The following is a 26,049-nucleotide window of genomic DNA, read 5'->3' as shown; positions in this document are numbered from 1 at the left end:
AGGGCTTGTGCGCGTGCATCTGACTACCCATAGAATCTAACGGTCCGTCAGAAACAGCGGGAAGGGGCCGGACGTGGGGAACTTCTTGGCAGGCAGGGTCGTCGCCGTCACCGGCGCCGGCCGGGGCATCGGCAGGGCCGTGGCGCTCGCCGCGGCCGCCGAGGGCGCCAAGGTCGTCGTCAACGACTACGGCGTCGGGATCGAGGGCGGCGAGCCCACCAGCGAGATAGCCGACGGAGTCGTCAAGGAGATCCAGGCCGCCGGCGGGGAAGCCGTCGCCGTCGCCGACGACATCTCCACCATGGCGGGCGGGCAGCGCGTCGTCGACACCGCGCTCACCCGGTACGGGCGCCTCGACGGGGTCGTCTGCGTCGCCGGCATCCTGCGCGAACGCATGCTCTTCAACATGTCCGAGGACGAATGGGACCCGGTCGTCGCCACCCACCTCAAGGGCACCTTCACCGTCTTCCGCGCCGCCTCCGCCGTCATGCGCCGCCAGGGCTCCGGCACCCTCATCGGCTTCACCAGCGGCAACCACCAGGGTTCCGTCGCCCAGGCCAACTACAGCGCCGCCAAGGGCGGGATCATCTCCCTCGTCCGCTCCGCCGCCCTCGGCCTGGCCAAGTACGGGGTCACCGCCAACGCCGTCGCACCCGTCGCCCGCACCCGGATGTCCGCGGGCGTCCCCATGGAACTCAAGGAGATCGGCGAGCCCGAGGACGTCGCCGCGCTGGTCACCTACCTGCTCTCCGACAAGGCGGTCGCCGTCGGCGGCGAGCGGATCACCGGGCAGGTCTACACGATCGCCGGACCGAAGATCGCCGTATGGGCCCAGCCGCGCGAACTGCGCGCCGGCTACGCCGAGGGGTCCTGGACCCCCGAGAAGATCGCCGACTTCCTGCCGGGGACGGTCGGCACCGACCCCATGCCGATGCTGGCGCAGCTGGAGGCCATGGCCAGGGCGGCGGCCGCCAAGGACCGCCCCAACGCGTAGGGGGCGACGGCGTGGACTTCGGCTTCGGGGCCGAGGACGAGGAGCTGCGCGGCCGCGCCAGGGCGTGGCTGACCGAGCACCTCGCGGGCCCCTACGCGCACGTCCGCGGCCTCGGCGGACCGGGCAGCGAGCACGAGGCGGTCGCCGCCCGCCGGGCCTGGGAGCGCGAACTCGGCCGCGGCGGCTGGATCGGGCAGGGCTGGGAGGCACCCGAGGGTGCCTACGGGCAGCGCCGGCTCTCCCTCACCGGCCAGGTGGTGTGGGCGGAGGAGTACGCGGCGCTGCGCGCCCCCGGCCGGGTCGGCCACATCGGGGAGAACCTCCTCGCGCCCACCCTGATCGCGTACGGCAGCCGGGAGCAGCGCGAGCGCTTCCTGCCCGCCGTCGCGCGCGGCGAGGAGCTGTGGTGCCAGGGGTACAGCGAGCCGGGTGCCGGGTCCGACCTCGCGGGCATCCGTACGGCGGCCGTGCGCGATCCGGCCGACGGGCTCTTCCGCGTCACCGGGCAGAAGATCTGGACCTCCCTCGCAGCGGATGCCGACTGGTGCTTCGTGCTGGCCCGTACCGAGCCCGGGTCCCTGCGGCACCGCGGGCTGTCCTTCCTGCTCGTACGGATGGACCAGCCCGGCCGGGTGGAGGTGCGGCCGATCCGGCAGCTGTCGGGGACCTCGGAGTTCAACGAGGTGTTCTTCGACGGGGCGGTCGCGGCGGAGGTCGTCGGCGGCGAGGGCCGCGGCTGGACGGTGGCCATGGGCCTGCTCGCCCTGGAGCGAGGCGTCTCGACCCTGGTCCAGCAGATCGGGTTCGCCGCCGAACTGGACCGGGTCCTGCGCCGGTACGCGTCCTCGGGGCGGGCCGATCCGGTGCTGCGCGACCGCCTCGTACGGCAGTGGGCGGAGCTGCGGACCATGCGCTGGAACGCCCTGCGGACGCTGGGCGCCGCGGGCGATCCGGGTGCCCCGAGCGTGGCCAAGCTGCTGTGGGGCGGCTGGCACCGGCGGCTCGGGGAGCTGGCGGTGGAGGTCCGGGGTGCGGCGGCGGCCGCGGGCATCGGGCCGTGGGCGCCTGAGCTGCCCTACGAGCTCGGGCTCGACGAGGAACAGCGCCTCTTCCTGTTCACCCGTGCGGACACGATCTACGGCGGTTCGGACGAGATCCAGCGCAACATCATCGCCGAGCGTGTGCTCGGCCTGCCTAAGGAGTCCAGGTGAGAGGCGTCGTGTTCGACGGCAAGCAGGCCCGGGTGGTCGACGACCTGGAGATCCGGGACCCCGGTCCGGGAGAGGTGCTGGTCGCGATCCGCGCGGCCGGGCTGTGCCACAGCGACCTGTCGGTGCTGGACGGGACGATCCCGTTCCCGCCGCCGGTGGTGCTCGGGCACGAGGGTGCGGGTGTGGTGGAGGCGGTGGGCCCGGGGGTGGTGCACGTCGCGCCGGGCGACCACGTGTCGCTGTCCACGCTCGCCAACTGCGGGGCCTGCGCCGACTGCGACCGGGGCCGGCCGACGATGTGCCGCAAGGCCATCGGGAGGCCGGGGCGGCCCTTCTCCCGCGGCGGGGAGCCGCTCCACCAGTTCGCCTCCAACTCGGCCTTCGCCGAGCGCACCGTCGTCAAGGCGGTCCAGGCGGTGCGGATCCCGTCCGACATCCCGCTCACGTCGGCGGCGCTGATCGGCTGCGGGGTGCTCACGGGGGTGGGCGCGGTGCTGAACCGGGCCCGCGTCGACCGCGGCGAGACGGTGGTCGTCATCGGCACCGGGGGGATCGGGCTGAACGTGCTCCAGGGGGCCCGGATCGCGGGGGCCACCACGATCGTCGCGGTGGACGCGAACCCGGCGAAGGAGGCGGTGGCCCGGCAGTTCGGGGCCACGCACTTCATCGACGCCTCGGCGGTGGCGGACTCCTCGGCGGCGGTGAAGGAGATCCTGCCGACGGGCGCCGACCACGCCTTCGAGTGCGTCGGCAATGTCCGGCTGATCCGGCAGGCCGTCGACCTCCTGGACCGGCGCGGTCAGGCCGTCCTGCTGGGCGTGCCCGGGTTCCGGGAGGAGGCGTCGTTCCTCGTGTCGTCCATGTACCTGGACAAGACGATCATGGGCTGCCGGTACGGGTCCTCCCGTCCGCAGCGGGACATCGCCCTGTACGCCGAGCTCTACCGGCAGGGGAAGCTGCTGCTGGACGAGCTGGTGACGGAGGTCTACCCGGTCGAGGACTTCGCGAAGGCCGTGGACGACGCCCACCACGGGCGGGTGGCGCGCGGGGTGCTCACCTTCTGAACGGGAACGGCTCCCAGGCCCCCGGCCCCCCGCCCCGGTCCCCCGGCCCGCGCCCGGGGGCCGGGGGACCGGGGCGGGGGGCCGGGCGGGCGCGGTCAGTCGGCGAGGCGGCCGAAGCGGCCCTTGTGGAAGAGCAGGGGCGAGCCCTCTCCGGCCGCTCCCATGGCCATGACCCGGCCGACGACGATGAGGTGGTCCCCGCCGGTGTGGACGGCGTGGATCCGGCAGTCGATCCACGCGGGCACGGCGTCGAGCTGCGGTGATCCCGTGACGGGGGCCGGGGTGTGGGTCACCCCCGCGAACTTGTCGGCGCCGCTGACGGCGAAGGACCGGCACAGCTCGCCCTGTTCGGCCCCGAGGATGTTGACGCAGAACACCCCGGCGCGGGCGATCCGCGGCCAGGTGGTCGACGTACGGGCCACCATGAAGGTGACCAGCGGCGGGTCCAGGGAGAGCGAGGCGAAGGACTGGCAGGCGAAGCCCGCCGGTGCGGCCTCGTCCTCGTCGGGCGGTGCGGTGATGACGGTGACCCCGCTGGCGAAGTTCCCGAGCACCGCCCGGAACTCGGCGGGAGCGACCGGCGCGCGCTCGTCGTCGCCGACGGCGCGCAGGTCGGGGCGCGGCAGGGCGTCGACGGATCCGGGTCCGTGTTCCGCCGGTGCGGCGGTGGGGGAGCCGGCTGACCTGAGGTATCGGACGACGGTGGCCGCCATCCCTGCGTGTCCCATCACACCGTCGATTGAAGCTGACGGATCGTCAGATGGGAAGGGCGGCGCGGGTCCGATGCGGGGTGGTGCGGGCTCCCGTGGGGCGGGTCCGGGGGAGGGTGTAAGGTCCGGCCCATAGCGATTGAACGTGTTCAAGTCGGGGTGGGTTCCTCCATGGGGTGGATGGCATACGGCCCGGAGCGGCAGCTGCCCTCGTGGTGGGCCCTGGCACCCGGCGCAGAGGCGGTGTTCGTCGGCGAGATGCTCGTCGGGCTGACCCTCTGGATCACCCTGCCCGACTCCGGCGACCGCTACGGCCAGGGCGGCTGGGGAGCCGGAGCCCTCGTGGGCCTCCTCTTCCTGTGCGTCGCCGCCCCCGTGGTCCTCCTGTGCCTGGGCTTCCTGCACTCCATGGTGCTCACCCGGCCCCTCCTCGGTCTCGTCCTCGGCCCCGCCCGGCCCGGGACGGGCCGGTGGATCGCCGCCGCGGCCGGACCGCTCTCGGTGGCGGCCGGCTGCGCCGCGCTGCTGCGCTGTGCGGGAGCCTCCTGGCCGGAGGCGTTCGCATGGGTGGCCGGCAGCACGGTGCCGCCCCTGCTGGTCGCGTACCTGGCGATCCGCCGGGGGACCCGCCCCGGGAAGGTGGTGGCCGGGACGAGCGTCGCCACCGCCGCCCTCGTCCTCGTCGGCGCGGCCGCCGCCGTCGTCCTGGGGGATGCCGGCGCGCTCGGTGGGTACCGGCCGCCCGCCCTGGAACGCGCCCAGTACGTCGGCACCTGGCGCGGCGACGGCGACGACGGGGTGATCCGGCTGGGCGAGGACGGCCGGGCCGAGGCCGAGCGGGTGGTGGTGGGGCGCAGCGGAGCGTCGGCGGTGCTGTGCACCGGCTCGGGCACCTGGAAGGAGCGGGCGGAGCACCCGTCGTCGGGAACGCGGGCCGGTGTGCAGATCGACGTACCGGACTGCCGGGACGGGGCGGGCACCTGGCAGGTGGCCGGCACGGAGACCCACCCGGAACTCTTCCTGACGGCCGGCGACCCGGACGCCGCCGAGATCCGCCTCCTGCGCCGGACCTCCCCCTCGCCGCGGTGAGTCCCGGGGCGCACGGCCTGCGGCCGCGGCGGCCCCCGCACGGGTGAAACCGGCGGTGGTGGCGGCCCCGTACCCCCGGGCGGGGGCGGCGGCTCGGCAAGGTGGCAGCGACCCGTACCCCGTCCGCCCCGGAGGGCCCATGCTCGGCACCGACTTCCGCACCGGATCACCCAACTGGCTCGACCTCGGGAGCCCCGACACCGCGGCGGCCGCCTCGTTCTACGGCGCCGTCTTCGGCTGGGAGTTCGCCTCCGCCGGGCCCGAGGCCGGCGGGTACGGCTTCTTCCGGCGGGACGGCAAGACCGTCGCGGCACTCGGACCGCTCACCGAGGACGGCGCCCGGTCGGCCTGGATGCACCACTTCATGACCCCCGACATCCACGCCACCGCCGCCGCCGTCCGGGACGGCGGCGGGACGGTGCGCACGGAGCCCATGGACGTCATGGGGGAGGGGATGCTGGCGCAGTTCACCGACCCGCAGGGCGCCGAGTTCGCCTGCTGGCAGCCCGGGCACACCGCCGGGATCGAGGTCGCCTCCGTGGAGAACTCCCTGGTGTGGTCGGAACTCCACGTGCCCGACCCGATCGCGGACATCGCCTTCTACGCCGAGCTGTTCGGATGGCGGTACGCCGAGATGCAGACCCCGGGGATGACTTACCGGGTCCTCAGCACCGCGGACGGCGACCAGGAGGACGCCTCCTTCGGCGGGGTCGCCCCGCTCGGCGACGGCGCGGGCGGCCCGGCGGGCGGCGAGGACGCCCGCTGGGTCCCCTACTTCCACGTGAGCGACGTCGACGCGACGATCGCCCGGGCCGAGCAGCACGGCGGGACCGTCCTCATGCCGGCCGCCGACGTCCCCGAGGTCGGGCGGATCGGCTGGCTGGCGGACCCCTTCGGCGCGGTGTTCGCGCTGCTCAAGCCCGACCCGCGGACGGAGCCGCCCGCTTCGGGGTGACCGCCTCGCCGGAACCGCTCAGCGGCCCAGGTACTTGGGCGTGCGGCGCTCCACGAAGCTCGCCACCCCCTCGTTCGCGTCGGCCGTGGTCATGTTGATCTCCTGGGCGGTGGCCTCGGCGGCCAGTGCGACCGCCCGGTCGCCGTCCAGGGAGGCGTTGACCAGCTGCTTCGTCAGGGCCAGGGCCCGGGTCGGGCCCTGGGCGAGCCGCTCGGCCCACTCCCGGGCGGCCGCCCGGAGCTCCTCGGCCGGAACCACCCGGTTGACCAGGCCCAGCCGCTCGGCCTCCGCCGCCGGGACGGCGTCGCCGAAGAACATCAGCTCCTTCGCCTTCTGCGGCCCGAGCAGGCGGGGCAGCAGGTACGCGCCCCCGCCGTCCGGGACCAGGCCGCGGCGCACGAACACCTCGATGAACCGGGCCCCTTCGGCGGCGATGACCAGGTCGCAGGCGAGGGCCAGGTGCGCACCGATGCCGGCGGCCGTCCCGTTGACGGCGGCGACGACCGGCTTCTCGCAGTCGAGGACCGCGGTGATCAGGCGCTGCGCGCCCAGGCGGATCATCCGGGCCACGTCCCCGGCGACCCGGTCCCCGGCGACCCGGTCCCCGGCGGGACCGGGGCCGGGGGCAGTGCCGGTGCCTCCGCGCAGGTCGGCGCCCGCGCAGAAGCCCTTGCCGGTGGCGGTGAGGACCACCGCCCGGACGGCGGGGTCGGCGGAGGCTTCGGCGAGCAGGGCGATGACGCGTTCGCGCTGGGCCGGGGTGACGGCGTTCATCGCCTCCGGGCGGTTGAGGGTGATCCAGGAGACGCCGTTCTCGGTGCGGTGGAGGACCTCGTCCTCTGGGGCGCTGGCCATGCGGGGGACTCCCGTTCAGGGGTGGGGACGGCCGGGGGATCCGGCCCGCCCGGTGTTCGAGGGCGCGGGCTCGGGCGGCGGGCGGGGCGTCAGCGGCAGATCGCGAGGGCGTCCAGGGCCACCGCGCCCTGGCCGCGGGGCAGGACCATCAGCGGGTTGATGTCCAGCTCGGACAGCTCGTCGCCGAGCTCCAGGGCCATCCGCTGGATCCGCAGGACGACCTCCACCAGGGCGTCCACGTCGGCCGGGGGCGCCCCCCGTACGCCCTCCAGGAGGGCGTGGCCGCGCAGTTCCCGCAGCATCGCGCGGGCCTGGTCCTCGCCGAACGGCGGGACGCGCACCGCCGCGTCGTGCAGGACCTCGACGAGGACACCGCCCAGCCCGACCGTCACGGTCGGCCCGAACAGGTCGTCCTGGGTGACCCCGACGACCATCTCCACACCGCGTTCGACCATCTGGCAGACGAGGATGCCGTCGAGCGGGACGTTCTCGTAGCGGGCGATGTCGGTGAGTTCGCGGTAGGCGTCGCGGATCTGGCTCGCCGAGGTCAGGCCGATCTTCACCAGCCCCAGCTCCGTCTTGTGGCCCAGCTGCGGCCCCGAGGCCTTCATCACCACCGGGTACCCGACCAGGCCGGCGGCGCGGACCGCCGCCGCCGCGCTGGTCACCAGCTGCTCGCGGGGGACCCGTATCCCGTAGGCGCGCAGCAGCTGCTTCGCGGCGTGTTCGCTGAGCTGCTGGCCGGGCCGCATGAGCGCCTGCGCCTTGCGGTACGAGGGCGAGGGCGTGCGCGGGGCGTCCTCGAAGGGGGAGCGGTAGCGGGCGGTGAAGCGGTGGTGGCCGAGGTAGGCGCGGACGGCGGTGATGCAGTTGCCGAACGTACGGAAGGTCGCGACGCGGGAGGAGCCGAGGAGGGTGGTGCGGTAGGCGTCCTCGGTGCCGACGGGGGAACCCCAGATGACGCAGACGAGCTTGTCGGTCCGCTCGGCGGCGTCCACGAGGTCCTGCGCGAGCCGGTCGCTCATGGGCGGGAAGGGGCCCGTGATCGGACAGATGAGCACGCCCACCGACGGGTCGGCGAGGATCGCGTCGATGATCTTCCGGCCGCGCCAGTCGCCGACGGGGTGGCCGCCGTTGTCGACGGGGTTGGCGACGTTCAGGTACTCCGGTATCCACTGGTGCAGTTCGTCCTGCTTGGCCTGCGACAGGGTCGGCAGGTGCAGGCCCGCCTCCGAGGCCAGGTCGGAGAAGTGGGCGCCGGTGCCGCCGGAGATGGAGTACACGACCACGCCGTCGGCCTGCGGCGTGCGGGCCCGGGCGAGGAGCGCGGCGGTGTCCTGGAGCTCGTCCAGGCCGTCGACGCGGATGACGCCGAACTGGCGCATGGCGGCGTCGACGACGCTGTCCGCCCCGGTCAGCTTGCCGGTGTGGGAGGCGGCCATGCGCGCGCCGGTCTCGGTGCGGCCCACCTTGACGGCGACGACGGGGACGCCGTTGCGGGCGGCCCGGTCGGCGGCCAGCAGGAAGGACCGGCCGTCCTTGAGGCCTTCCAGGTAGCAGGCGATGGAACCGACCTCGGGCCGTTCGGCGAAGTAGGAGATGAAGTCGGAGGCCTCCAGATCGGCCTCGTTGCCGGTGGGCGCCCAGTGGGAGAGGCGGATGCCCAGCTCCTGGAGGGTGTGGACCGGACGGCCCTGGTGGCCGGACTGGGTGATCAGCGCGATCGCCGGGCCGTCGAGGTCCTCGCGGAACTCCTCGAAGGCGTTGAGGTTGGTGTTGGGCCCCAGCAGGCGCAGGCCGGAGCGGCGGACGGCGGCCGCGAGCCGCTTCTGGGCGGCGGCTCCCTCGTCCCCGGTCTCGGCGAAGCCGGAGGCGAAGGCGACGGCGAACCGGACCTTGGTCTCGGCGAGTTCCTCGATGACGGGCAGCGGATCGGCGACGAGGAGGACGGCGAGGTCCACCTGCTCGGGCAGGTCGGCGACGGACGCGTAGCAGGTCCGGCCGAAGACGGTGGGACGGGTGGGGTGCACGGGGTGGATCCGGGCTCCGACGCGTTCCGCCCAGGCGATCAGGCGGCGGGTGATGCCGGCGTTGGGCCGGCCGTCGGCGTCGGAGGCCCCGACGACGGCCACGGATTCGGGCCGGAAGAAGCGGTCGAGGTCGGGCACGTCGGCCTGCAGCGGCCGTCCGCTGACGTCCACGGGGACCGCGTCGTCGGCCGAGGGGGCCGCCGACGAGTGGACGGCCGTCCTGGGGGTCTCCCCGCAGGCCTCGACCCGTGCGCGGAAGTCGGTGGTGAGGGTGCCGTGAGTAGATCCAAGCATCGTTCCGCCCGCTCCTGCTCGATGAACCTCTATGGAACTCAATAACTGACGTGCAGTCAGATTACTGAACTGACGCGCCGTCAGGAACAGGCCCGCGCGGGAAAGCTGGTGGAGGTGGTGTGGTGAACGGTGACAGATGTCCGCGGAGGCGGTCCAGAGCGCGATTTCGGCCGTGGCCGTGGCCTTGACGGGGGTGGGGGCGACGGCGGTGGCGGCGGCCGTGCCTGCGGCGGCGGGGGGTGTCGGACCTGCGTGGCAGGGTGGGTGGATGACCGAGAGCCGGAGCCTCCCCTTCCCTCCCGACCCCGTCACGTCCGGCCCCGTGGCGTCCGGCCCCGTCACGTCCGAGCCGTGGTCGGACACCGCCCCGGTGCACGGCGACCTCCGCGCGGCGAAGGCGCTCGTCTACGACCCGTGCGGATTCTCCTGCTCGCGGCCCGTCCCCGAAGCCGAGAGTGCCGAGTACGCGGCCCACACCTTCACCCTGGACGGCCGGGCGGTCCGGTTCCGCGCGGCCAGGACCACGCCCACCAAGGCCGGACAGTTCGTGACCGTGTGGAAGCGCTCCCCGGGCGGCCCCATCCAGCCCTTCGACGTCGCCGACCCCGTCGACCTGTTCGTCATCGGCAGCCGCGACGGGCTCCACTGCGGCCAGTTCGTGTTCCCCGTCGCCGCACTCCGCCGGCGCGGCATCGTGTCCGAGGACGGCCGCGGCGGGAAGCGTGCCTTCCGCGTCTACCCGCCCTGGGTGGCCACCACCAGCCGCCAGGCGGCGGCCACGCAGGCGTGGCAGGTGGAGTTCTTCCTGCACCTGCCCGCCGAGGAGGACGGCCCGGTCGACCTCGACCGGGCCCGGCACCTCTACGGGCCGGCCTGGCGTCCCCCGGACCGAGCGGGCGGCGTTGTCTAGGCGAGGGGGGCCACCGGCGGGAGGCCCGTGGCCGAACCGGGCTCGGCGCGGCGGCGGCGCGTGCGGGTGCGCGCCGGCTTGCGGGAGCCCAGGTGGCGGGGCATGACCCGGGCGATCTTCTCCGCGTCCAGGGCCATCTCGCGGAACATCCCGCTGATCGGGTTGCTGAAGCCGGTGAAGAACAGGCCGGGCGCCCGGGCGGGGGTGCGGGCGCCGTGCACCACGGGCCTGCCGCGCTCGTCGAGCACGTCGAGGTGGCCGACCAGGTCTTCCAGGGCCCGCCGGTACCCGGTCGCCGCGACCACCGCGTCCGGGGTGATCCGGGAACCGTCCGACAGCACCACCTCGGCCCCGTCGAAGGACTCCACCGCCGCCACCGGCTCCACCTTCCCCGCGCGCACCGCGTCGACGAGGCCGACGTCCTGCACCGGGATCGCCCCCTCCTTGACGCGGCTGTACAGGCCGGTCGTGGGGCGCGGAAGCCCGTACGCCGTCAGGTCCGGCACGGACGCCCGCGCCACGAACGACCCCAGCCGGTCGACGAGCCGTACGGGGAGCCGGCGTACGAGGATGCCGCTGCGCTGGGCCGGCCAGCCCGCGGTGGAGCGGCGCATGATGTGCGGAGCGGTGCGCACGGCGAGGCGCACCCGCGCCGCGCCGCCCTCGACGAGGTCGACGGCTATCTCGGCGCCCGTGTTGCCGACGCCGACCACCAGTACGTCCTGGCCCTCGTACGGCCGGGGGGAGCGGTACTCCGCGGCGTGCAGCAGCCGGCCCGTGTACGTCTCCCGGCCCGGCCAGTCGGGCAGCCTGGGCGTGTGGTTGAAGCCGGTGGCGACGACGACGGCCCCGGCGGTCAGCACCCGCCCGCCGGAGGCGTGCAGCACCCAGCCGGGCTCGCCCTCGGGCGCGCGGTCGACACGCGTGACCTCGACGCCGGTGACGAGCTCCAGCTCGTGGAACTCGGCGTACTTCTCCAGGTAGCGCACGACGTTGTCGCGGGAGACCCAGCGCCCGAAGCGGCGCGGCATGGCCAGCCCGGGGAGGGCGGAGAGTCGGCGCGTGGTGTGCAGGTGCAGCCGGTCGTAGTGGCGCCGCCAGGACGAGCCGACGGCGTCTGACTTCTCGACGACCACGGCGCGGATCCCGCGGGCGCGCAGCGCGGCGGCCGCGGCGAGGCCGCCTGGGCCGGCCCCGATGACGTACACGGGGCGAGGCTGGGTGGTCATGTCGGGTGCTGTGGGGACTCCGGGCATGAGGTGTGATCGTATCGCCACGCTGGGTTGATGGGTCTCGGTCGGGCGGGGAATCGATTGCGGATCGATCACGGTGCGGGTGGGCCCTGTGCGGTGTCGGGTCCCGGGGTGGGTCCTGTGATGTGTCCTGCGGTGCCGTGGTGCGGTGCGTCCCGCTGTGCTCGGTGCGGGTCGGCCTCGTGGGCTCGTGGCGGCGCGGCTCGGTCTCGTGACGGGGTGAAACCTGTCAGAGTGGGGCATTCCGCCCCCTCCGGAGAGGAATCCGCGATGTGGCATTCCGACGGGTGGGACGTCCACGTCCGCCTCGGTGTCCTCACCCCGCACGCCGATGTCGGCCCCGAGTCGGAGCTGCGCGCCATGGCCCCGCCCGGGGTGGGTCTGCACGCCGCCCGGGTGCCGTTCGCCGCGATGCGGCGGGGTGGTGCGGTCGTCAGGGGAGGCGGCGAGGACCCCACCGTCGCGCTCGCCTCCGTACGGGCCTTCGCCGAGCCGCCCGGGGTGGACGACGCCGTCGAACTCCTGGCGGCCGCACCGGTCTCGGTGATCGCCTACGCCTTCACCAGCTCCGCGTACGTCATCGGCGGGCGCGCCGAGGCGCACATGGTGGCCCGGCTGGGCGAGCGCGCCCACGGCCTGCCGGTGGTCACCAGCTGCCTGGCCACCGTCGAGGCGCTGAGGGTCCTGGGCGTCGGCCGGATCTGCCTGGTCGATCCGCCCTGGTTCGACGGGACGCTGAGCGACCTCGGGCGCGGCTACTACGAGGACGCCGGCTTCGAGGTCCCGTACGCCGCCCCGTGTGGTCTGCCGGACGGCCGGGACGGCCGGGACGGTCGGGACCTCGTCCGGCCGGGCGACCTGTACGAGTGGGTGGTCCCGCGCGTGCCCGACGAGGCCGAGGCGGTCGTCATCGGCGGCAACGGCTTCCGCTCGGTCGGCGCCGTCGAAGCGCTGGAGGCCACCCTCGGTCGGCCCGTCCTCACGGCGAACCAGGCCCTGCTCTGGTCCGCGCTGCGCGCCGCGGGCGCGCCGACGTCCGGCGTCGTGCACTACGGACGGCTCTTCGCGGCGGGGTGAGGGCGGGGGCGGGGGCGCGTGCGTCGGCGGGCCCCGGGGTGGGGCGGGCCGGGGCCTTGCGGGATCGCTGCGGATCCGCTGAACTGACGTACCGTCAGATCTATTGAGTGGGTGAGGGATGCAGACCGTCTGGCTCAGTGGGGCCGAATGGCTCGCCGTGCTCCGAATAGGCCTCGGCCTGTGGTGGCTGGAGAGCTGGCGACACAAGGACAAGAAGGGCTGGTTCGAACGCGGAACCGGCATCGCGTGGGCCGCCGACGTCGCCGCCAAGCACCGCTGGACCTTCGTCAAGGGCGGCTTCGAACGGGTCGTCGCGCCCCGCCCGAAGGCGATGGCGTACATCGTCGTCTACGCGGAACTCGCCATCGGGCTCGGCCTGGTGTTCGGCTTCCTGACCCCGGTCGCCCTGATCGGCGGACTGCTGCTCAACCTGCTCTACCTCGTGCTGATGATCCACGACTGGGCCGAACAGGGCCAGAACGCCATGATGGCGCTCATCTCGTTCGTCGCCCTCCTCGCCATGTCCTGGCAGACCTGGTCCCTGGACGCGGTGATCGGACTGTTCCCGTGAGCGGCGCGCGGTACGACCTCCCGGAGATCGACGACTTCACCCGGCCCTACTGGGACGCGGCCGCCGAGGGCCGACTCCTGCTGCGCAGGTGTGCCGACTGCGGGCGGGCGCACCACTACCCGCGCGAGTTCTGCCCGTTCTGCTGGGCCGACGAGGACCGGGTCGCCTGGGAGCCTGCGAGCGGCCGCGCCACCCTCTACACGTGGTCCGTCGTCCACCGCAACGACCTGCCGCCCTTCGGCACCCGCGTCCCGTACACGGCGGCCGTCGTGGACCTCGCCGAAGGCCCGCGGATGATGACCGAGGTGGTCGACTGCCCGAGCGCCGCACTGTGCATCGGCATGGCCCTGCGGGTCACCTTCCGCGAGGCGGCGGACGGGGTGCGGGTCGCGGTCTTCACGCCCGCGCCGGACGGGGAGGCCTGAGGCAGGCCCCGCCCTTGCGGACCGGGCCGGCCCCGGCCGCCCGGGGCTCCGGCTACGGCCAGAGCAGCTCGCGTACCCAGGTGGCGGGGTCGAGGTCGGTCCGGCGGTAGCGGAGGCGGATGTGCCGACGGGCGGCATCGCCCTGGAAGAACTCCACCTCCGTGGCGTCCAGCACGTACCGCGTCCACGTCGGGGCCGGAGCGTCCGGCTCGGCACCCGCCCGCTCCCAGGCCGCGGCCGAGACGCGCACCAACTCCTCCACGGAGCCCAGCACCTCGCTCTGCCGCCCCGTGAGGGCGGCCGCCAGCGCACCCCGGGAGCGGACCGCCAGGTCCGCCCGGCTCTCCTCGGGACCGCAGGCCGTGACCCGGCCCCTGATCCGGACCTGCCGGCCCACGGACGGCCAGTAGAAGCCGAGCGCCGCCTCGGGGTGCGCCGCCAGCTGCACGCCCTTGGCGCTCGTGACGTGCGAGGCGAAGTGCCAGCCGCGTGCGTCGGCGTCGTGCAGCATCAACGTCCGTACGTCGGGCCGGCCCTCACCGTCCACCGTCGCCAGGCTCATCGTGTGCGGCTCGGCCTGGCCGGCCCGCGCGGCGTGGACGAGCCACTCCCGGAACAGCGCCACGGGCTCGGCGGGCGCCGCCTCCGTGTCGAAGCCGGGCAAGGGGGAGTCCCAGACGCGGAGGGAGTGCAGGGTGGAGTGGAAGGCGTCACCGGCTGCGTCGTCGCCGGGCCCGCTCGCGGTGGTCTCGCTGCTGCTCATGCGGCCATCGAACACCATGGGGGTGGGGGAGGGGGGCTGGGGCCTGTCGAGAAGGTCTTGCCGTGACCGATGAGTTTCCGTATCGCGGGCGGTCTTCGTCTCAGACGCACCAGCAGCACAGCCGCCAGGAGGAGACGCACCATGTCCGAGCAGGTCAAGGGCCCCGCCAGCTACTTCCCTTCCATCGAGAAGAAGTACGGCCGGCCGATCGGAGAATGGCAGGACCTGATCCGCTCGTCGCCGCTGACGAAGCACATGGAACTGGTCGCCTGGCTGAAGACGGAACACGGGCTGGGCCACGGCCACGCGAACGCCCTCGTGGCCCACACGCTGGCGGGCGGGAAGTAGCGGGGGCTTCGGCGGGGCGAGGGGACTGACGGGAAACCCCCAGGACAGCCCTGATGCCGCCCCTGCGGCCCCCGCCCCCTACCCCCGTCCCAGAATCACCGTGCCCGAGGAGCAGAACCAGCCTCCCGTGCCCGACGTCAGGGCGACCTGGGGGAGTGTGCCGTCGGGTTTGGTGACCTGGCCCGGGCCCGCCTCGCCGCGGAGTTGGCGGACGGCCTCCACGAGGAGGAAGAGGCCACGCATGCCCGGGTGGCAGGCCGAGAGACCGCCGCCGTCGGTGTTCACGGGCAGTTCCCCCTCGCGCAGGAGGCGGCCCTTCTCGACGAAGGCGCCGCCCTCGCCCTTCGCGCAGAAGCCGAGGTCCTCCAGGGTCACCAGGGTCATGTAGGTGAAGGCGTCGTAGATCTCGCAGAGGTCCACGTCGGCCGGGGTGAGCCCGGCCCGCTCGAAGGCGATGCGGCCGGAGACCGCTGCCGGCGACACCGTGAAGTCCTCCCACTCCGACATCGTGGTGTGGGAGACGGCGGTCCCCGACCCGAGGACCCACACGGGGGCCTTGGCCGTGTCGGGTACGTAGTCCTCCGCGGCCAGCAGCACCGCGCAGCCGCCGTCCGAGCGGATGCAGCAGTGCAGCTTCGTGAAGGGGTCGGCGATCATCTCGCCGGAGAGGACGTCCTCGACGGTGATCGGGTCGCGGAACATCGCGTCGGGGTTGGTCGCCGCGTTGGCCCGGGCCTGCACGGCGACGGAGGCGAGCTGCTCCAGGGTGGTTCCGTACTGGTGCATGTGCCGGCGGGCGGCCATGGCGTACTTGGAGATCAGCGTGTGGCCGTACGGGACCTCGAACTGGAGCGGTCCCCGCGCCCCGAAGGAGAGGTTCGACGTGCGGCGCCGGGCCTTGATGTCGGCGCGGGCCGTCGATCCGTAGACCAGCAGGACGGCGTTGGCTTGTCCGGAGGCTATGGCGTCCGCCGCGTGCGCGGCCATGACCTCCCAGGTGGATCCGCCCACGGAGGTGGAGTCGACCCAGGTGGGGCGCAGCCCCAGGTACTCGGCCACCTCGACCGGTGCGAGGGTGCCGAGGCCGGCCGAGGCGAAGCCGTCGATGACGGAGCGGTCCAGGCCGGAGTCGGCCAGGGCGCGGCGGGCGGCCTGCGCGTGCAGGGCGTAGGGGGTGGGGCCGTCCACCCGGCCGCAGTCCGAGAGGGCGACGCCGACGACGGCGACCCGTCGGCGCGGTGGGGAACCGGCACCGGTGGAGGCGGACGCGAAGGTGGCCGCAGACGCAGACGCAGACGCAGACGCAGACGTGGACGCGGCCGCAGGCGCACACGCAGACGAGGCCGCAGCCGCAGCCGCAGTCGCAGTCGCAGACACGGAGGAGGAGGTGGACGCGGAGCCGCTCAGGGGTCCAGGCATACGACGACCCTACATCTGACGGCACGTCAGATACCAGACTGGATCGGCCTCCACCCCTGGGCATCTGCCGCCGCCCGCCCTAGCATGACGCCCCGTCAGATACGGGGAGGAGCCCGACGATGGATGCCGCCTTCACTGCGGAGCAGGACGAGATACGCCGTACCCTGCGCGAGATCCTGGGCAAGCGCTGCGGTGCCGATGAGGTCAAGGCCGCCGTCCGTACCGCCGCCGGGTACGACGGCGAGCTGTGGCAGCGGCTCGCCCGGCAGCTCGGGCTGCCCGGCCTCGCCGTCGCCGAGGAGTACGGCGGGGTCGGCTGCGGCGCCGCCGATCTCGTGCTGGCCTGCGAGGAGACAGGGCGGGCGCTGCTGCCCTCGCCGCTGCTGGCGACCGCCGTGCTCTGCGCGCCCCTGATCGCGGCCCTCGGCACCGGGCCCCAGCGCTCCGCGCTGCTGGCGCCGCTCGCGTCGGGCGGGCAGACCGCGGCCCTCGCCGTCCCCGGCCCGGCCCTGGCGACGGCGCTGGCGCTGACCGGCGAAGACCCCTCGGGCCAGTGGGCCGGCGGCGGCCGGGCCGGTGGGGTGCAGGCCCGGGCGGAGGCGGCGGGCGGCGGGTGGCGCCTGTACGGGGAGGTCCCCCAGGTGCTCGACGGGCACAGCGCCTCCCTGCTGCTCGTCGCCGCGCACGCGGGCGGCTTCGCGCGCTCCCGCACCCTGCTCTTCCTCGTGCGCGAGGACGCGCCCGGCCTCGTACGGACCCGGCAGGCGGTCCTCGACGAGACCCGGCCGCAGTCCGTGGTCCAGCTGCGCGACGTCCCCGCGGAACTGCTCGGCGACGAGGACGCCGACGTCCTCGGAGCCCTCGCCGCCACCGGGCGCACCGCCGCCGCCGCGCTCGCGGCCGAGGCGGTCGGCGCGGCGGACCACGCGCTCGCCCGCACGGTGGAGTACGTCCGCCGGCGCGAGCAGTTCGGCCGGGCGATCGGGTCCTTCCAGGCGGTCAAGCACCGGCTGGCCGATCTGTACGTACGGGTGCAGGCGGCCCGGTCGGCGGTCTACTACGCGGCCTGGGACCCCGAGCAGGGCGCTCTGGCGCTGGCCCAGGCGCTGGAGGCGCTGCGGGTGACCTCGGGCGAGGCGATCCAGCTGCACGGCGGCATCGGCTTCACGTGGGAGCACGACGCGCACCTCTACTTCAAGCGGGCGGCGGCGGACGAGCTGCTCTTCGGACCGGTCCACCGGTTGCGGGCGCACGCCGCGGACCGCGCGGGCCTGTTCGCGCAGCCCGCCGGGACCCCGGCGCCCACCACCCCGGCGCCGGTACCCGCACCCGCACCCGCACCAGAGGCGACACCCGCGTCCACCCCAACGTCCCCCTCCACATCCCCGTCCGCCCAGGAGAAGGTGACCGTCTGATGGCCCGTGTTGCACCCGGCGTCCGGCTGATGCAGAAGGTCTCCTCGACCATGGTCTTCGCCAGGATCGCCCCGCACGTCATCCCCGCCCTGGACAAGGCCGTGCACCGGCTGACCCGGGGCAAGGTCCTGCTGAGCGCGCAGATGCTGCCGGGCGTGATCCTCACGGCCAAGGGTGCGAAGACCGGCGAGCCGCGCACCACCCCGCTCGCCTGCATGCCCGAGAACGGCGGGACGAGCTGGATCCTGATCGGATCCAACTTCGGCCGGCCCGGGCACCCGGCATGGACCGGGAACCTGCTCAAGCACCCGGACGCGAACGTGAGTTGGCAAGGGAGGGACATCGCCGTACGGGCCCGGCTGCTGTCGGGGGAGGAGCGTGCGGCAGCGTGGCAGGCGGTGTTGGGGTTCTGGCCGCCGTACGCCACGTACCAGGCGCGCATCGAGCGGGAGATACGGCTCTTCCGGCTGGAGCGCCGCTGATCCGTGCGGGGGCGGACCCCGGGGAGGGTCCGCCGTTACCGGGTGGGCTTCTTGCCCGTGATGCCGAGGTGGACGAGCAGGGCCAGGTTCGGCTTGAGCTCGGCCTGCTTGACCCCCCAGGTCTGGAACCCCTTCTGGTGCGAGGCGACCGCGGCCAGCATCGCGACCAGGGAACCGGCCATGGCGGCGGGGCTGACGTCCTTGTCGACCTTGCCCTTGGCCTGGAGCTCCTTCATCGACTCCGTGAGGGAGTTGGTGACCGAGTTCAGGATCTTCATGCGGATCTTGTAGAACCGCTTGTCCCCCTCGGCGGCGCCGAGGTCGACCACGCGCAGGATGGCGTCGTTGCGGCGCCAGAAGTCCAGGAAGCCTTCGACGAGTTCCTCGGCGGCGGCCCAGCCGGACTTGCCGACCCAGGTGCGGCCCTCGACGAGCGAGGTCAACTGTGCGCCCTCGGTCGCCATGTGCTCGGCGATCTCCAGGACGGCGCCTTCGACGTCCGGGAAGTACTGGTAGAAGGTCGCGGGGGAGGTACCGGCCTTGCGGGCGACATCGATCACCTTGACGTCGCGGTACGGCGAGGAGCTGAGCATCTCGCTGAGGCAGTCGAGCAGCTTCTGCCGCGTCGCCTGGCCGCGCCGGCCGGCGACACGCCCGTCGACGGTGCGTACTTGTCCTGTCATGCCGTCAGCTTACCGAGGGGGGATCGGCGCGCTATTCGGCCGCCTGCAAATGGGGTTACGGCCCCCCTGGCCTGGGCGGGAGCCCGTCCGCGACGGCCGTGGGCGCGGGATCCGGCCGCGATCGGGCCGCCGTCCTGCTCGCCATCCGGCCCGAGATCCTGCCCGCAGCCCGGCCCGCGATCCGCCCCGCCGCAGGCCCCCCGGAAGCCCCGCCGAAGCACGCCGCCGCACCCCCCGCCTCCGGCCGAGGGGGGTGCCCGGTTCCGCAAGGTTTCCCCCGAATAGTCTTATCAACAGGCTGTGGACAAGGCTTCGGGCGGACCATGGCTGAGAGAGGTGGGAGGGTACACACCCCCGCAGAACGGAAGGAACCGGGCCCATGGCCGCATTCGTGGAAGGCGCACCCTGCTGGGTGGACGCCTCGCTTCCGGACGTCGAGGCGGGCAAGCGGTTCTACGGCGAGCTCTTCGGGTGGACCTTCGGCGACGGTGCGGCCGACTACGGGCACTACACGCAGGCCTACAGCCGCGGCCGCAACGTCGCCGCCCTCGCCCCCAAGCCCGACGGCCGCATGCCCACCGTCTGGGGCGTCTACCTCTACACCAACGACGCCTACGCCTGCGCCCAGCGCATCCGCGCCGCGGGCGGCCAGATGGTCATGGACCCGATGCCCGTCGGCCCCTACGGCACGGCCGCCATGGCCGCCGACCCCGGCGGGGCCGTCTTCGGGCTGTGGCAGCCGGGCACCCACCACGGCTTCGAGGCCCAGCAGGAGCCCTTCACGTACTGCTGGAGCGAGGTCTACACCCGGGCCCGCGACGCCGTCGACGTCTTCTACGCCAAGGTCTTCGGCTACGTCCCGCAGGACCAGGACGACGCGGGCGTCGAATACCGCATCTGGTCCCCGCCGGGCACCGCGCCCGGCACGGACACCGCCGTCCTCGGCCGCAGCCTGATCACCGACGCCTTCCCGGAGATCATGCCCGCGCACTTCCTCGCCTACTTCGCCGTCCCGGACTGCGACCGGTCCGTGGCGACGGTGCAGCGGCTCGGGGGCCGGGTCACCGCGGATCCCTTCGACACCCCCTACGGGCGCATCGCGGTCGTCGCGGACAATCAGGGGGCGGTCTTCGGGCTCCTGTCGGAACCCCGCACCGCGGACACCCCCTAGGCCTCCGCAGGGCTCCGACGACGGTTCGCCGGGCAGATCACACCGCCCTGCTCGCCGTGCCGGGGCCGGACCGGGCCCGGGCCTGACAGAATCGGGGTGCGCGACCCGGGCTGCGCCCCGGGTCGAGACGCTGCACGGGGCAGGGACCCGTGCCGGTGGGAGCGGGCCCGGTGCGCGGCCCGTACGGGGAGGTGTGGAGGCGAGTGGTGGAGCAGCTGACGCAGCACGACCCGAGACGGATCGGCCCCTTCGAGGTGCTGGGACGGCTCGGCGCCGGCGGCATGGGGCTGGTCTATCTCGCGCGGTCCGCGTCCGGACGGCGGGTCGCGATCAAGACGGTGCGGACCGAGCTCGCCGAGGACCAGCTGTTCCGCGTGCGGTTCACGCGCGAGGTCGAGGCGGCCAGGGCCGTGTCCGGCTTCTACACGGCGGCCGTGGTCGACGCCGACCCGCGGGCCGCCGTGCCGTGGCTGGCCACCGCGTACGTCCCGGCGCCCTCCCTGGAGGAGATCGTCAACGAGTGCGGGCCCATGCCCGCCCAGGCCGTGCGGTGGCTCGCGGCCGGCATCGCCGAGGCCCTGCAGTCCATCCACGGCGCCGGCCTGGTCCACCGCGACCTGAAGCCGTCCAACGTGCTCGTGGTCGAGGACGGCCCGCGCGTGATCGACTTCGGCATCGCGAGCGGGGTCTCCAACACCCGGCTGACCATGACGAACGTCGCCGTGGGCACCCCCGCCTACATGTCGCCCGAGCAGGCGAAGGACTCGCGCAGCGTCAAGGGCGCCAGCGACGTCTTCTCCCTCGGCTCGACCCTCGTCTTCGCGGCCACCGGGCACCCGCCGTACCACGGGGCGAACCCGGTGGAGACGGTGTTCATGCTGCTGCGCGAAGGGCCGAACCTGGAGGGGCTTCCCGAGGAGCTCCGCCCGCTGATCGAGTCCTGCATGCAGATGGACGCCACGCTGCGGCCCACCCCGGCCGACCTCCAGGCACAGCTCGCCCCGCACCTCTTCGACGGCGGCGACGACAGCGGGACCGCGTCGGCGTGGCTGCCGTCCCGCGCCGTCGCCATGATCGAGGCCCGGCGCGCCGGGAACCGCACACCGGCGGCTTCCGTGCCCGCGCCCGGTTCCGGCGGTTCCGCAGGACGCGGCGGGCCCGGTGCCGGGGCCGCTGCCTCCGAGGTCGCCACGCACCGGCGCCCGCGCGGCGTCGAGGGCTGGGTGGACCCGCGGACCGGCCAGGCCGTGCCGCAGCGCCCCCACCACCCGCCGATGTCCCCGGCGCCCTCCGGCGAACCGGTGCGGCTGGGCGGCTCCCCGGTGCCGATCGGGCCCGGCCCCCGGGCGACCGCGGCGGCCCCGGCCCCGCACGCCTCCACCAGCGATTCGGCGACGGGCTGGGTGCGCCGCCCCGACGGGTCGACGCCCGTGCCCTCCCTCGCCGCCACGACCCGGTCCGTGCCCGGCCAGGGCCCGGCGCCGGACAGCGGCCGCTGGCGCCCGTGGCGCTTCCGCATGTCCAACGAGGTGTGGGGCACCCCGACCGTCGCCGGCAACCTGCTGTACGTGACCTCCTTCGAGGTGCACGCGCTGGACGTGGCGAGCGGCCGCCGGCAGTTCAAGACCCGCGACGTGGCCTGGTCCATGGCCGTCTCCGACGGCCGGATCCACGCCTCCGACGGACCCTCCCTGTACGCGCTCGACGCCTCCGACGGCTCGGAGCGCTGGCGGCTGTCCACCGACGCTTGGGTGTACGCGCTGCGCGCCGAGCGGGGCACGGTGGTCACCGCCACGCGCGGCGGCGGGGTGCAGGGCTGGGAGGCCTCCGGCGGCCAGAAGCTGTGGGAGCTGTCGGGCGCGCAGAGCGACTTCGAGACGCCCGAGGCGGCCCCCGTGCTGCACGACGGCACCGTCTACGTGTGGCAGGACGCGCGGCTGCGCGCCCTGGACGCCCGCAGCGGCCGCGAGTCCTGGTCGTACCCGATCGGCGACGCGGCGGCCTGCGGGAACGTCCCGGTGCGGGTCACGCCCGCCCCGGACGGCAACGTGTACGTCGCGGCCGGCACCCGGGTGATCTCCGTGGACCGGGCCTCGGGCCGGGTGCGCTGGCACTTCGAGGCCCCCGCGGTCTTCCTGGCCCCGCCGGCCTTCGCGCCGGGCGCGGCCGTCACGGGTGGCGGCGTCTACCTCGCCGACTACCTGGGCACCGTGTACGCCCTGGACGCGGCCACCGGCAAGGACCGGTGGCGGATCGCGACGGAGTCGCGGCAGTCCTCCGACCCGGTGCTGGTGGTGGGCGGCAACGTCCACCTGGGGGCGGGCAGCGCGCTGTACACCCTGGACGCGGTCACCGGCACCCCGAAGTGGCGGTTCGCGGCGGGCGGCGAGATCACGGGCCTGCCGGCGGTCGCGGACGGCCGGGTGCACTTCGGTTCGGCCGACCACTGCCTGTACACGCTGGACGCGGCGGGCGGCCAGCTCCGCTGGAAGCTGGCCACGGGCGGCGAGATCGCGGGGGCCCCGGTGGCGGAGGCGGGCGTGGTGTACGCGTGCAGCAAGGACCGCTGCGTGTACGCCCTGGACGCGGCGAAGGGCACGGGCACCCGTACGGGCGGCTGAGCTGCGCGGAGGCGGGGCTCCGGCCCCGCCGGGTAGCGCACCGCACCGGGAGTGACAGGATGGACCCCATGAGCAACGTCTACTTCGACATCACCATCAACGGCGCCCCCGCGGGCCGCATCGTCTTCAACCTCTTCGACGAGGTCGTCCCGAAGACGGCGCGCAACTTCCGCGAGCTCGCCACCGGCCAGAACGGCTACGGCTACGCCGGCTCCGGCTTCCACCGCGTCATCCCCCAGTTCATGCTGCAGGGCGGTGACTTCACCAACCACAACGGCACCGGCGGCAAGTCCATCTACGGCGAGAAGTTCGAGGACGAGAACTTCCAGCTGAAGCACGACCGCCCGTACCTGCTGTCGATGGCGAACGCCGGCCGCAACACCAACGGCTCGCAGTTCTTCATCACCACCGTCGTCACCTCCTGGCTCGACGGCAAGCACGTCGTCTTCGGCGAGGTCGTCGAGGGCAAGGAGCTCGTCGACCAGATCGAGGCCCTGGGCTCCCAGTCCGGTGCCCCCAAGGGCAAGGTCGAGATCGCCGCTTCCGGCGTCGTCGAGGCCTGATCCCTCCGCCTGCACGGCCGGTCGGCCCCGCCCCCACCGGGGGCCGGGGCCGCCGCCGTGTCCGGGGCCCCTGGTAGCGTGACCCGCCGTCCGTCCTAGGGGGAGGTCAGGGACATGGTGGTGGGTCGTCGGATCAGGTTCACGGCGGTGCTGGTGGCCGTGGTGTTCGCGCTGACGGGGTTCTCGTCGTCCTCGGGCGGCAGCGGCGGCAAGGGCAAGAGCAGCAGCAAGGGCAGCAGCAGCGGGGGCGGCTGCTCCAGCTCCAAGAGCAAGAAGAAGAGCAGCGGTGGCGGCAGCAGCGCCTCCGCCTCCGCCTCGGCGAGCCCGACCGGCGCTCCGGCCACCGTGACGGTGGTCACCTGCACCGGCCCCGGCACCCCGGTCACCACGCTCCGGTTCACCTCGCGGCTCGACCGCCGGGCGACCGTCGAGATCGACCTGCGTCGGGAGGGCGCCGCCGGGACCGCCGTCGAGACCGAGGTGGTCCGGGTGGACCTCCAGGCGCGCGAGACCCGCACGGTCGAGGTGCCCCTCGACGATCCCGCGCGCGCCTCCGAGGTCAGGACCTGCCGGCTCGGCGAGCCCACCACCCGGAGCTCCGCCCCGGCCGCCACGCGCAGCGCCGGCTCCGGCCCGACCGCCGGACCGGGCCCGACCACCGGACCGGGATCGGACGACGACGGCCCCTCGCGCACGCCGAAGCCGGGCCCGAGCAAGTCCCGCAAGACCCGCTGACGGGGCGGGTCAGCGCAGGCGGGGCTCCGGCGCCGCGCGGCGGCCGGCGAACAGCTCCGCCTGGCGCTCCGGCGGCAGGTTGCCCAGGGCGATCAGGGCGGGGGCCTGGGCCAGGGCCTGCTGGAGGGCGGCCTGCTTCGCCGACCACAGGGCCCGTACGGTGCCCTGCACGGCCTCCGTCGGGAAGCCGGCCAGGGTCTGCGCCGCCCGCAGGGCCGCCGGGAGCAGTCCGTCGGGGGTGGTCAGTTCCGTGACGAGGCCGATCTCGTGGGCGCGGCGCGCGGAGAGGCGTTCGGCCGTGCCCATGAGGGACATCCGGGCCGCCTCGCCGAAGGGCATGCGCTGCGCCATGTACACGGCCTCGTAGGCGCTGACCATGCCGTAGGTGGTGTGCGGGTCGAAGAAGGTGGCCGTCTCGGAGGCGATGAGGAATTCCGACTCGCCCAGCAGGTAGAAGGCGCCGCCGCAGGCCATGCCGTTGACGGCGGTGACCACCGGCTTCCACAGGTCGCGGGATTTGGGGCCGATCGCGATCAGCGGGTCGTCGGCGGAGTAGGGGGAGGCGGGCTGCGGGACCTCGGTGTCGCGGTCGATGCCGGTGCAGAAGGCGGCGGTGCCGGCGCCGGTCAGCACGACGGCCCGGACGTCCTCGGCGAACCGGAGTTCGTGCCAGGTCTCGCCCAGTGCGGCGGCGGTGGCCGGGTCGACGGCGTTGTGCCGGTGCTGCCGGTCCAGGGTGACCACCGCGACCCCGGTCGCCTTGTCCCGTTCCACGCGCAGGGTCACGGCTTCTCCAGGAGCCAGCGCGGCACGGCCATGCCGCCCGTCTCGGTGAAGGTGACGTGGACGCGGGCGCCGATGCGCAGCCGGGCCGGGTCCATCGAGTCGAGGGGGGCGTCGGCGGAGGCGACCAGGTTCCCGGCGAGCCGGATGTGCGGGGCGTCGGCGAGTTCGACGAGGACGACGTTGTACGGGGCCTGCGCGGCGTAGGCGGGCAGCAGCGGCGGGTGGGGCAGGACGTAGGACCAGATGCGGCCGCGGCCGTTCATGCGGCGCCACTCGCTGTCGAAGGAGCGGCAGTGCGGGCAGCAGGGGCGAGGCGGGAAGCGGAGCCTGCCGCAGGCGGCGCAGGCCTGGACGCGCAGTTCGCCGCGGGCGGCGTACTCCCAGAAGGGGGCGCCGTCCTCGTCGGGGACGGGCAGGAGCAGGGCGTCCGCGGTCTCGGCGGCGGCTGCGGCGGATGGGGTGGTCATCGGTCAGCTCCTCAGCAGGATCGCGGACGTGGGGACTCCTTCGCCGGCCGTCACCAGGCAGGTGGTGGCGTCCGGCACCTGGGCGGTGGAGGTGCCGCGCAGCTGTTTGACGCCCTCGTTGATCAGGTTGAAGCCGTGCACGTAGGCCTCGGAGAGGCCGCCGCCACCGGTGTTGAGGGGGAGCCGGCCGCCCAGTTCCAGGGCGCCCCCCTCGGTGAAGGCGGCTCCCTCGCCGCGGCCGCAGAAGCCGTAGCCCTCCAGGGAGAGCGGGATGAGCGGGGTGAAGGCGTCGTAGATCTGTGCGACGTCGACGTCCTGGGGGCCGAAGTCGGCCTGTTTCCACAGGTGGCGGGCGGCGGTCCAGGCGGGGCCGGACAGGGGGTCGTCGTTCCAGTAGTTGACCATGCCGTGGTGCTGGGCGGGCAGGCCCTGGGCGACGGAGTGCACGTAGACGGGCGTGTGGCGGCAGTCGCGGGCGCGTTCGGCGGAGACGATCACGCAGGCGAGCGCCCCGTCGGTCTCCAGGCAGTTGTCGAAGAGGCAGAGCGGGTCGCTGATCATGCGGGAGGTCATGTACATCTCGCGGGTCAGCGGGCGGTCGTACATCATCGCGGCGGGGTTCTCGTTGGCCCGGTTGCGGCAGGCCATGGCCACGTTGAAGAGGTGCTCGCGGGTGGCGCCGTACTCGTGCATGTAGCGGCGGGCCAGCATGCCGATCTCGTCGGCGGGGCGCAGCAGGCCGAAGGGGCGGGTCCACTGGCCGGGGGTGGGCAGTTGGACGGCGGTGTTCTTCCAGGGGCGGGGGCCGGAGCCGCGTTTGCGGGAGCGCCAGGCGACGCCGACGCCGGCCTGGCCGGTGGCGACGGCGGCGGCGAGGTGGCCGACGGTGGCGCAGGAACCGCCGCCGCCGTAGCCGATCTTGGAGAAGAAGGTGACGTCGCCGGCACCGATGGCCTTGGCGACCTCGACCTCGTCGGTCTCCTCCATGGTGTAGGAGGCGAAGGCGTCGACCTCGCCGGGGTCGATGCCGGCGTCGTCGAGGGCGGCGAGGATCGCCCGGCAGGCCAGTTCCTTCTCGGACTGCGGCAGGCGTTTGGCGAAGGGGGTCTGCCCGATGCCGACTATCGCCGTAGCGTCCTTGAGCGTTGCCGCCATCGC

General features: G+C 74.0%; 26 protein-coding genes. 16 read left to right on the top strand and 10 right to left on the bottom strand.

Annotation, left to right across the window (positions count from 1 at the left end):
* Positions 1-73: 73 nt before the first annotated feature.
* The 3 genes from ACPU2J_RS14965 to ACPU2J_RS14955 are packed head-to-tail and all read left to right on the top strand — an operon-like array spanning position 74 to position 3,269.
* Positions 74-994: an SDR family oxidoreductase gene (locus ACPU2J_RS14965; protein WP_420080469.1), complete on the top strand. Its 921-nt coding sequence runs from the start codon at positions 74-76 to the stop codon at positions 992-994.
* 11 nt (positions 995-1,005) lie between these two features.
* Entirely contained in the window at positions 1,006-2,205 is a 1,200-nt protein-coding gene (locus tag ACPU2J_RS14960; protein WP_420080470.1) for an acyl-CoA dehydrogenase family protein, read from the top strand.
* Positions 2,202-3,269, top strand: a complete 1,068-nt coding sequence (locus ACPU2J_RS14955; RefSeq protein WP_420080471.1) for a Zn-dependent alcohol dehydrogenase — start codon at positions 2,202-2,204, stop codon at positions 3,267-3,269. Before ACPU2J_RS14960 ends, ACPU2J_RS14955 begins: the two co-directional genes overlap by 4 nt.
* Before the next feature lie 95 nt (positions 3,270-3,364).
* Here ACPU2J_RS14955 and ACPU2J_RS14950 read toward each other — a convergent pair whose 3' ends face one another.
* Positions 3,365-3,982: a flavin reductase family protein gene (locus ACPU2J_RS14950; protein WP_420082412.1), complete on the bottom strand. Its 618-nt coding sequence runs from the start codon at positions 3,980-3,982 to the stop codon at positions 3,365-3,367.
* A gap of 168 nt (positions 3,983-4,150) precedes the next feature.
* Between ACPU2J_RS14950 and ACPU2J_RS14945 the strand changes: the two genes are divergently transcribed.
* Complete coding sequence (locus tag ACPU2J_RS14945) at positions 4,151-5,068, top strand: hypothetical protein (protein ID WP_423833433.1); 918 nt, start codon at positions 4,151-4,153, stop codon at positions 5,066-5,068.
* 139 nt (positions 5,069-5,207) lie between these two features.
* Positions 5,208-6,023: a VOC family protein gene (locus tag ACPU2J_RS14940; RefSeq protein WP_420080473.1), complete on the top strand. Its 816-nt coding sequence runs from the start codon at positions 5,208-5,210 to the stop codon at positions 6,021-6,023.
* Between the two features lie 18 nt (positions 6,024-6,041).
* On the opposite strand, the gene ACPU2J_RS14935 is transcribed toward ACPU2J_RS14940, so the two are convergent.
* Together ACPU2J_RS14935 and ACPU2J_RS14930 are read right to left on the bottom strand one after the other, a co-directional pair.
* On the bottom strand, positions 6,042-6,878 hold the full coding sequence (locus ACPU2J_RS14935) for an enoyl-CoA hydratase/isomerase family protein (protein WP_420080474.1): 837 nt from the start codon (positions 6,876-6,878) through the stop codon (positions 6,042-6,044).
* 89 nt (positions 6,879-6,967) lie between these two features.
* Positions 6,968-9,202 carry an acetate--CoA ligase family protein gene (locus ACPU2J_RS14930; protein ID WP_423833432.1) on the bottom strand — a complete coding sequence of 745 codons (2,235 nt, stop codon included), beginning with the start codon at positions 9,200-9,202 and terminating at the stop codon, positions 6,968-6,970.
* A gap of 268 nt (positions 9,203-9,470) precedes the next feature.
* Here ACPU2J_RS14930 and ACPU2J_RS14925 point away from each other — a divergent pair, with 268 nt between their 5' ends.
* A complete protein-coding gene (locus ACPU2J_RS14925; protein ID WP_420080476.1) occupies positions 9,471-10,112 on the top strand; it encodes a MepB family protein in 642 nt (213 codons plus the stop codon).
* On the opposite strand, the gene ACPU2J_RS14920 is transcribed toward ACPU2J_RS14925, so the two are convergent.
* The gene (locus ACPU2J_RS14920; protein WP_420080477.1) at positions 10,109-11,341 is read right to left on the bottom strand and encodes a flavin-containing monooxygenase; all 1,233 of its coding nucleotides are present in this window, start codon (positions 11,339-11,341) and stop codon (positions 10,109-10,111) included. The two genes, ACPU2J_RS14925 and ACPU2J_RS14920, sit on opposite strands and share 4 nt — an antisense overlap.
* 294 nt (positions 11,342-11,635) lie before the next feature.
* Between ACPU2J_RS14920 and ACPU2J_RS14915 the strand changes: the two genes are divergently transcribed.
* From ACPU2J_RS14915 to ACPU2J_RS14905, 3 genes are all read left to right on the top strand, one after another.
* Positions 11,636-12,442 carry a maleate cis-trans isomerase family protein gene (locus ACPU2J_RS14915; protein WP_420080478.1) on the top strand — a complete coding sequence of 269 codons (807 nt, stop codon included), beginning with the start codon at positions 11,636-11,638 and terminating at the stop codon, positions 12,440-12,442.
* 118 nt (positions 12,443-12,560) lie between these two features.
* A complete protein-coding gene (locus tag ACPU2J_RS14910) occupies positions 12,561-13,013 on the top strand; it encodes a DoxX family protein (protein WP_420080479.1) in 453 nt (150 codons plus the stop codon).
* Positions 13,010-13,438, top strand: coding sequence for a Zn-ribbon domain-containing OB-fold protein (locus ACPU2J_RS14905; protein ID WP_420080480.1), 429 nt, complete (start codon positions 13,010-13,012; stop codon positions 13,436-13,438). Before ACPU2J_RS14910 ends, ACPU2J_RS14905 begins: the two co-directional genes overlap by 4 nt.
* Before the next feature lie 52 nt (positions 13,439-13,490).
* Here ACPU2J_RS14905 and ACPU2J_RS14900 read toward each other — a convergent pair whose 3' ends face one another.
* Positions 13,491-14,201, bottom strand: a complete 711-nt coding sequence (locus tag ACPU2J_RS14900) for a pyridoxine/pyridoxamine 5'-phosphate oxidase (protein ID WP_420080481.1) — start codon at positions 14,199-14,201, stop codon at positions 13,491-13,493.
* A 141-nt stretch (positions 14,202-14,342) separates the two neighbouring features.
* Here ACPU2J_RS14900 and ACPU2J_RS14895 point away from each other — a divergent pair, with 141 nt between their 5' ends.
* The gene (locus ACPU2J_RS14895; protein WP_359129413.1) at positions 14,343-14,549 is read left to right on the top strand and encodes a DUF4287 domain-containing protein; all 207 of its coding nucleotides are present in this window, start codon (positions 14,343-14,345) and stop codon (positions 14,547-14,549) included.
* Positions 14,550-14,627: 78 nt separating this feature from the next.
* Here ACPU2J_RS14895 and ACPU2J_RS14890 read toward each other — a convergent pair whose 3' ends face one another.
* Complete coding sequence (locus ACPU2J_RS14890) at positions 14,628-15,737, bottom strand: thiolase C-terminal domain-containing protein (protein WP_420080482.1); 1,110 nt, start codon at positions 15,735-15,737, stop codon at positions 14,628-14,630.
* Positions 15,738-16,087: 350 nt separating this feature from the next.
* Here ACPU2J_RS14890 and ACPU2J_RS14885 point away from each other — a divergent pair, with 350 nt between their 5' ends.
* Together ACPU2J_RS14885 and ACPU2J_RS14880 are read left to right on the top strand one after the other, a co-directional pair.
* Entirely contained in the window at positions 16,088-17,383 is a 1,296-nt protein-coding gene (locus tag ACPU2J_RS14885) for an acyl-CoA dehydrogenase family protein (RefSeq protein ID WP_423833431.1), read from the top strand.
* Complete coding sequence (locus ACPU2J_RS14880; protein WP_423833430.1) at positions 17,383-17,865, top strand: nitroreductase family deazaflavin-dependent oxidoreductase; 483 nt, start codon at positions 17,383-17,385, stop codon at positions 17,863-17,865. Before ACPU2J_RS14885 ends, ACPU2J_RS14880 begins: the two co-directional genes overlap by 1 nt.
* A 35-nt stretch (positions 17,866-17,900) precedes the next feature.
* Here ACPU2J_RS14880 and ACPU2J_RS14875 read toward each other — a convergent pair whose 3' ends face one another.
* On the bottom strand, positions 17,901-18,548 hold the full coding sequence (locus ACPU2J_RS14875; RefSeq protein WP_399820207.1) for a TetR family transcriptional regulator: 648 nt from the start codon (positions 18,546-18,548) through the stop codon (positions 17,901-17,903).
* Positions 18,549-18,927: 379 nt separating this feature from the next.
* On the opposite strand from ACPU2J_RS14875, the gene ACPU2J_RS14870 reads away from it, so the two are divergent.
* From ACPU2J_RS14870 to ACPU2J_RS14855, 4 genes are all read left to right on the top strand, one after another.
* Positions 18,928-19,719, top strand: a complete 792-nt coding sequence (locus tag ACPU2J_RS14870; protein ID WP_399820208.1) for a VOC family protein — start codon at positions 18,928-18,930, stop codon at positions 19,717-19,719.
* Between the two features lie 203 nt (positions 19,720-19,922).
* Complete coding sequence (locus ACPU2J_RS14865; RefSeq protein ID WP_420082413.1) at positions 19,923-22,340, top strand: serine/threonine-protein kinase; 2,418 nt, start codon at positions 19,923-19,925, stop codon at positions 22,338-22,340.
* Positions 22,341-22,408: 68 nt separating this feature from the next.
* Positions 22,409-22,903 (top strand): peptidylprolyl isomerase, encoded by a 495-nt coding sequence (locus ACPU2J_RS14860; RefSeq protein WP_420080485.1) that lies wholly within the window; start codon positions 22,409-22,411, stop codon positions 22,901-22,903.
* Positions 22,904-23,017: 114 nt separating this feature from the next.
* Positions 23,018-23,638 carry a hypothetical protein gene (locus ACPU2J_RS14855; protein ID WP_423833429.1) on the top strand — a complete coding sequence of 207 codons (621 nt, stop codon included), beginning with the start codon at positions 23,018-23,020 and terminating at the stop codon, positions 23,636-23,638.
* Positions 23,639-23,647: 9 nt separating this feature from the next.
* On the opposite strand, the gene ACPU2J_RS14850 is transcribed toward ACPU2J_RS14855, so the two are convergent.
* The 3 genes from ACPU2J_RS14850 to ACPU2J_RS14840 are packed head-to-tail and all read right to left on the bottom strand — an operon-like array spanning position 23,648 to position 26,046.
* Positions 23,648-24,424 carry an enoyl-CoA hydratase/isomerase family protein gene (locus tag ACPU2J_RS14850; RefSeq protein ID WP_361602272.1) on the bottom strand — a complete coding sequence of 259 codons (777 nt, stop codon included), beginning with the start codon at positions 24,422-24,424 and terminating at the stop codon, positions 23,648-23,650.
* Positions 24,421-24,891, bottom strand: a complete 471-nt coding sequence (locus tag ACPU2J_RS14845) for a Zn-ribbon domain-containing OB-fold protein (RefSeq protein ID WP_361602269.1) — start codon at positions 24,889-24,891, stop codon at positions 24,421-24,423. Before ACPU2J_RS14845 ends, ACPU2J_RS14850 begins: the two co-directional genes overlap by 4 nt.
* 3 nt (positions 24,892-24,894) lie before the next feature.
* Positions 24,895-26,046, bottom strand: a complete 1,152-nt coding sequence (locus tag ACPU2J_RS14840) for a lipid-transfer protein (protein ID WP_389069371.1) — start codon at positions 26,044-26,046, stop codon at positions 24,895-24,897.
* Positions 26,047-26,049: the final 3 nt, after the last annotated feature.

Origin of the sequence: Streptomyces manipurensis, assembly GCF_049570255.1 — a bacterium.
Lineage (GTDB): Bacteria > Actinomycetota > Actinomycetes > Streptomycetales > Streptomycetaceae > Streptomyces > Streptomyces manipurensis.
This window is presented reverse-complemented; position numbering and strand designations above follow the sequence as displayed.

Bases quoted from the DNA above. Each gene is read 5' to 3' on its own strand.
- ACPU2J_RS14950 (WP_420082412.1), bottom strand. From the start codon at position 3,982: ATGGCGGCCACCGTCGTCCGATACCTCAGGTCAGCCGGCTCCCCCACC.
- ACPU2J_RS14945 (WP_423833433.1), top strand. From the start codon at position 4,151: ATGGGGTGGATGGCATACGGCCCGGAGCGGCAGCTGCCCTCGTGGTGG.
- ACPU2J_RS14940 (WP_420080473.1), top strand. From the start codon at position 5,208: ATGCTCGGCACCGACTTCCGCACCGGATCACCCAACTGGCTCGACCTC.
- ACPU2J_RS14935 (WP_420080474.1), bottom strand. From the start codon at position 6,878: ATGGCCAGCGCCCCAGAGGACGAGGTCCTCCACCGCACCGAGAACGGC.
- ACPU2J_RS14930 (WP_423833432.1), bottom strand. From the start codon at position 9,202: ATGCTTGGATCTACTCACGGCACCCTCACCACCGACTTCCGCGCACGG.
- ACPU2J_RS14925 (WP_420080476.1), top strand. From the start codon at position 9,471: ATGACCGAGAGCCGGAGCCTCCCCTTCCCTCCCGACCCCGTCACGTCC.
- ACPU2J_RS14920 (WP_420080477.1), bottom strand. From the start codon at position 11,341: ATGACCACCCAGCCTCGCCCCGTGTACGTCATCGGGGCCGGCCCAGGC.
- ACPU2J_RS14915 (WP_420080478.1), top strand. From the start codon at position 11,636: ATGTGGCATTCCGACGGGTGGGACGTCCACGTCCGCCTCGGTGTCCTC.
- ACPU2J_RS14910 (WP_420080479.1), top strand. From the start codon at position 12,561: ATGCAGACCGTCTGGCTCAGTGGGGCCGAATGGCTCGCCGTGCTCCGA.
- ACPU2J_RS14900 (WP_420080481.1), bottom strand. From the start codon at position 14,201: ATGAGCAGCAGCGAGACCACCGCGAGCGGGCCCGGCGACGACGCAGCC.
- ACPU2J_RS14895 (WP_359129413.1), top strand. From the start codon at position 14,343: ATGTCCGAGCAGGTCAAGGGCCCCGCCAGCTACTTCCCTTCCATCGAG.
- ACPU2J_RS14885 (WP_423833431.1), top strand. From the start codon at position 16,088: ATGGATGCCGCCTTCACTGCGGAGCAGGACGAGATACGCCGTACCCTG.
- ACPU2J_RS14880 (WP_423833430.1), top strand. From the start codon at position 17,383: ATGGCCCGTGTTGCACCCGGCGTCCGGCTGATGCAGAAGGTCTCCTCG.
- ACPU2J_RS14875 (WP_399820207.1), bottom strand. From the start codon at position 18,548: ATGACAGGACAAGTACGCACCGTCGACGGGCGTGTCGCCGGCCGGCGC.
- ACPU2J_RS14870 (WP_399820208.1), top strand. From the start codon at position 18,928: ATGGCCGCATTCGTGGAAGGCGCACCCTGCTGGGTGGACGCCTCGCTT.
- ACPU2J_RS14860 (WP_420080485.1), top strand. From the start codon at position 22,409: ATGAGCAACGTCTACTTCGACATCACCATCAACGGCGCCCCCGCGGGC.
- ACPU2J_RS14855 (WP_423833429.1), top strand. From the start codon at position 23,018: ATGGTGGTGGGTCGTCGGATCAGGTTCACGGCGGTGCTGGTGGCCGTG.
- ACPU2J_RS14845 (WP_361602269.1), bottom strand. From the start codon at position 24,891: ATGACCACCCCATCCGCCGCAGCCGCCGCCGAGACCGCGGACGCCCTG.
- ACPU2J_RS14840 (WP_389069371.1), bottom strand. From the start codon at position 26,046: ATGGCGGCAACGCTCAAGGACGCTACGGCGATAGTCGGCATCGGGCAG.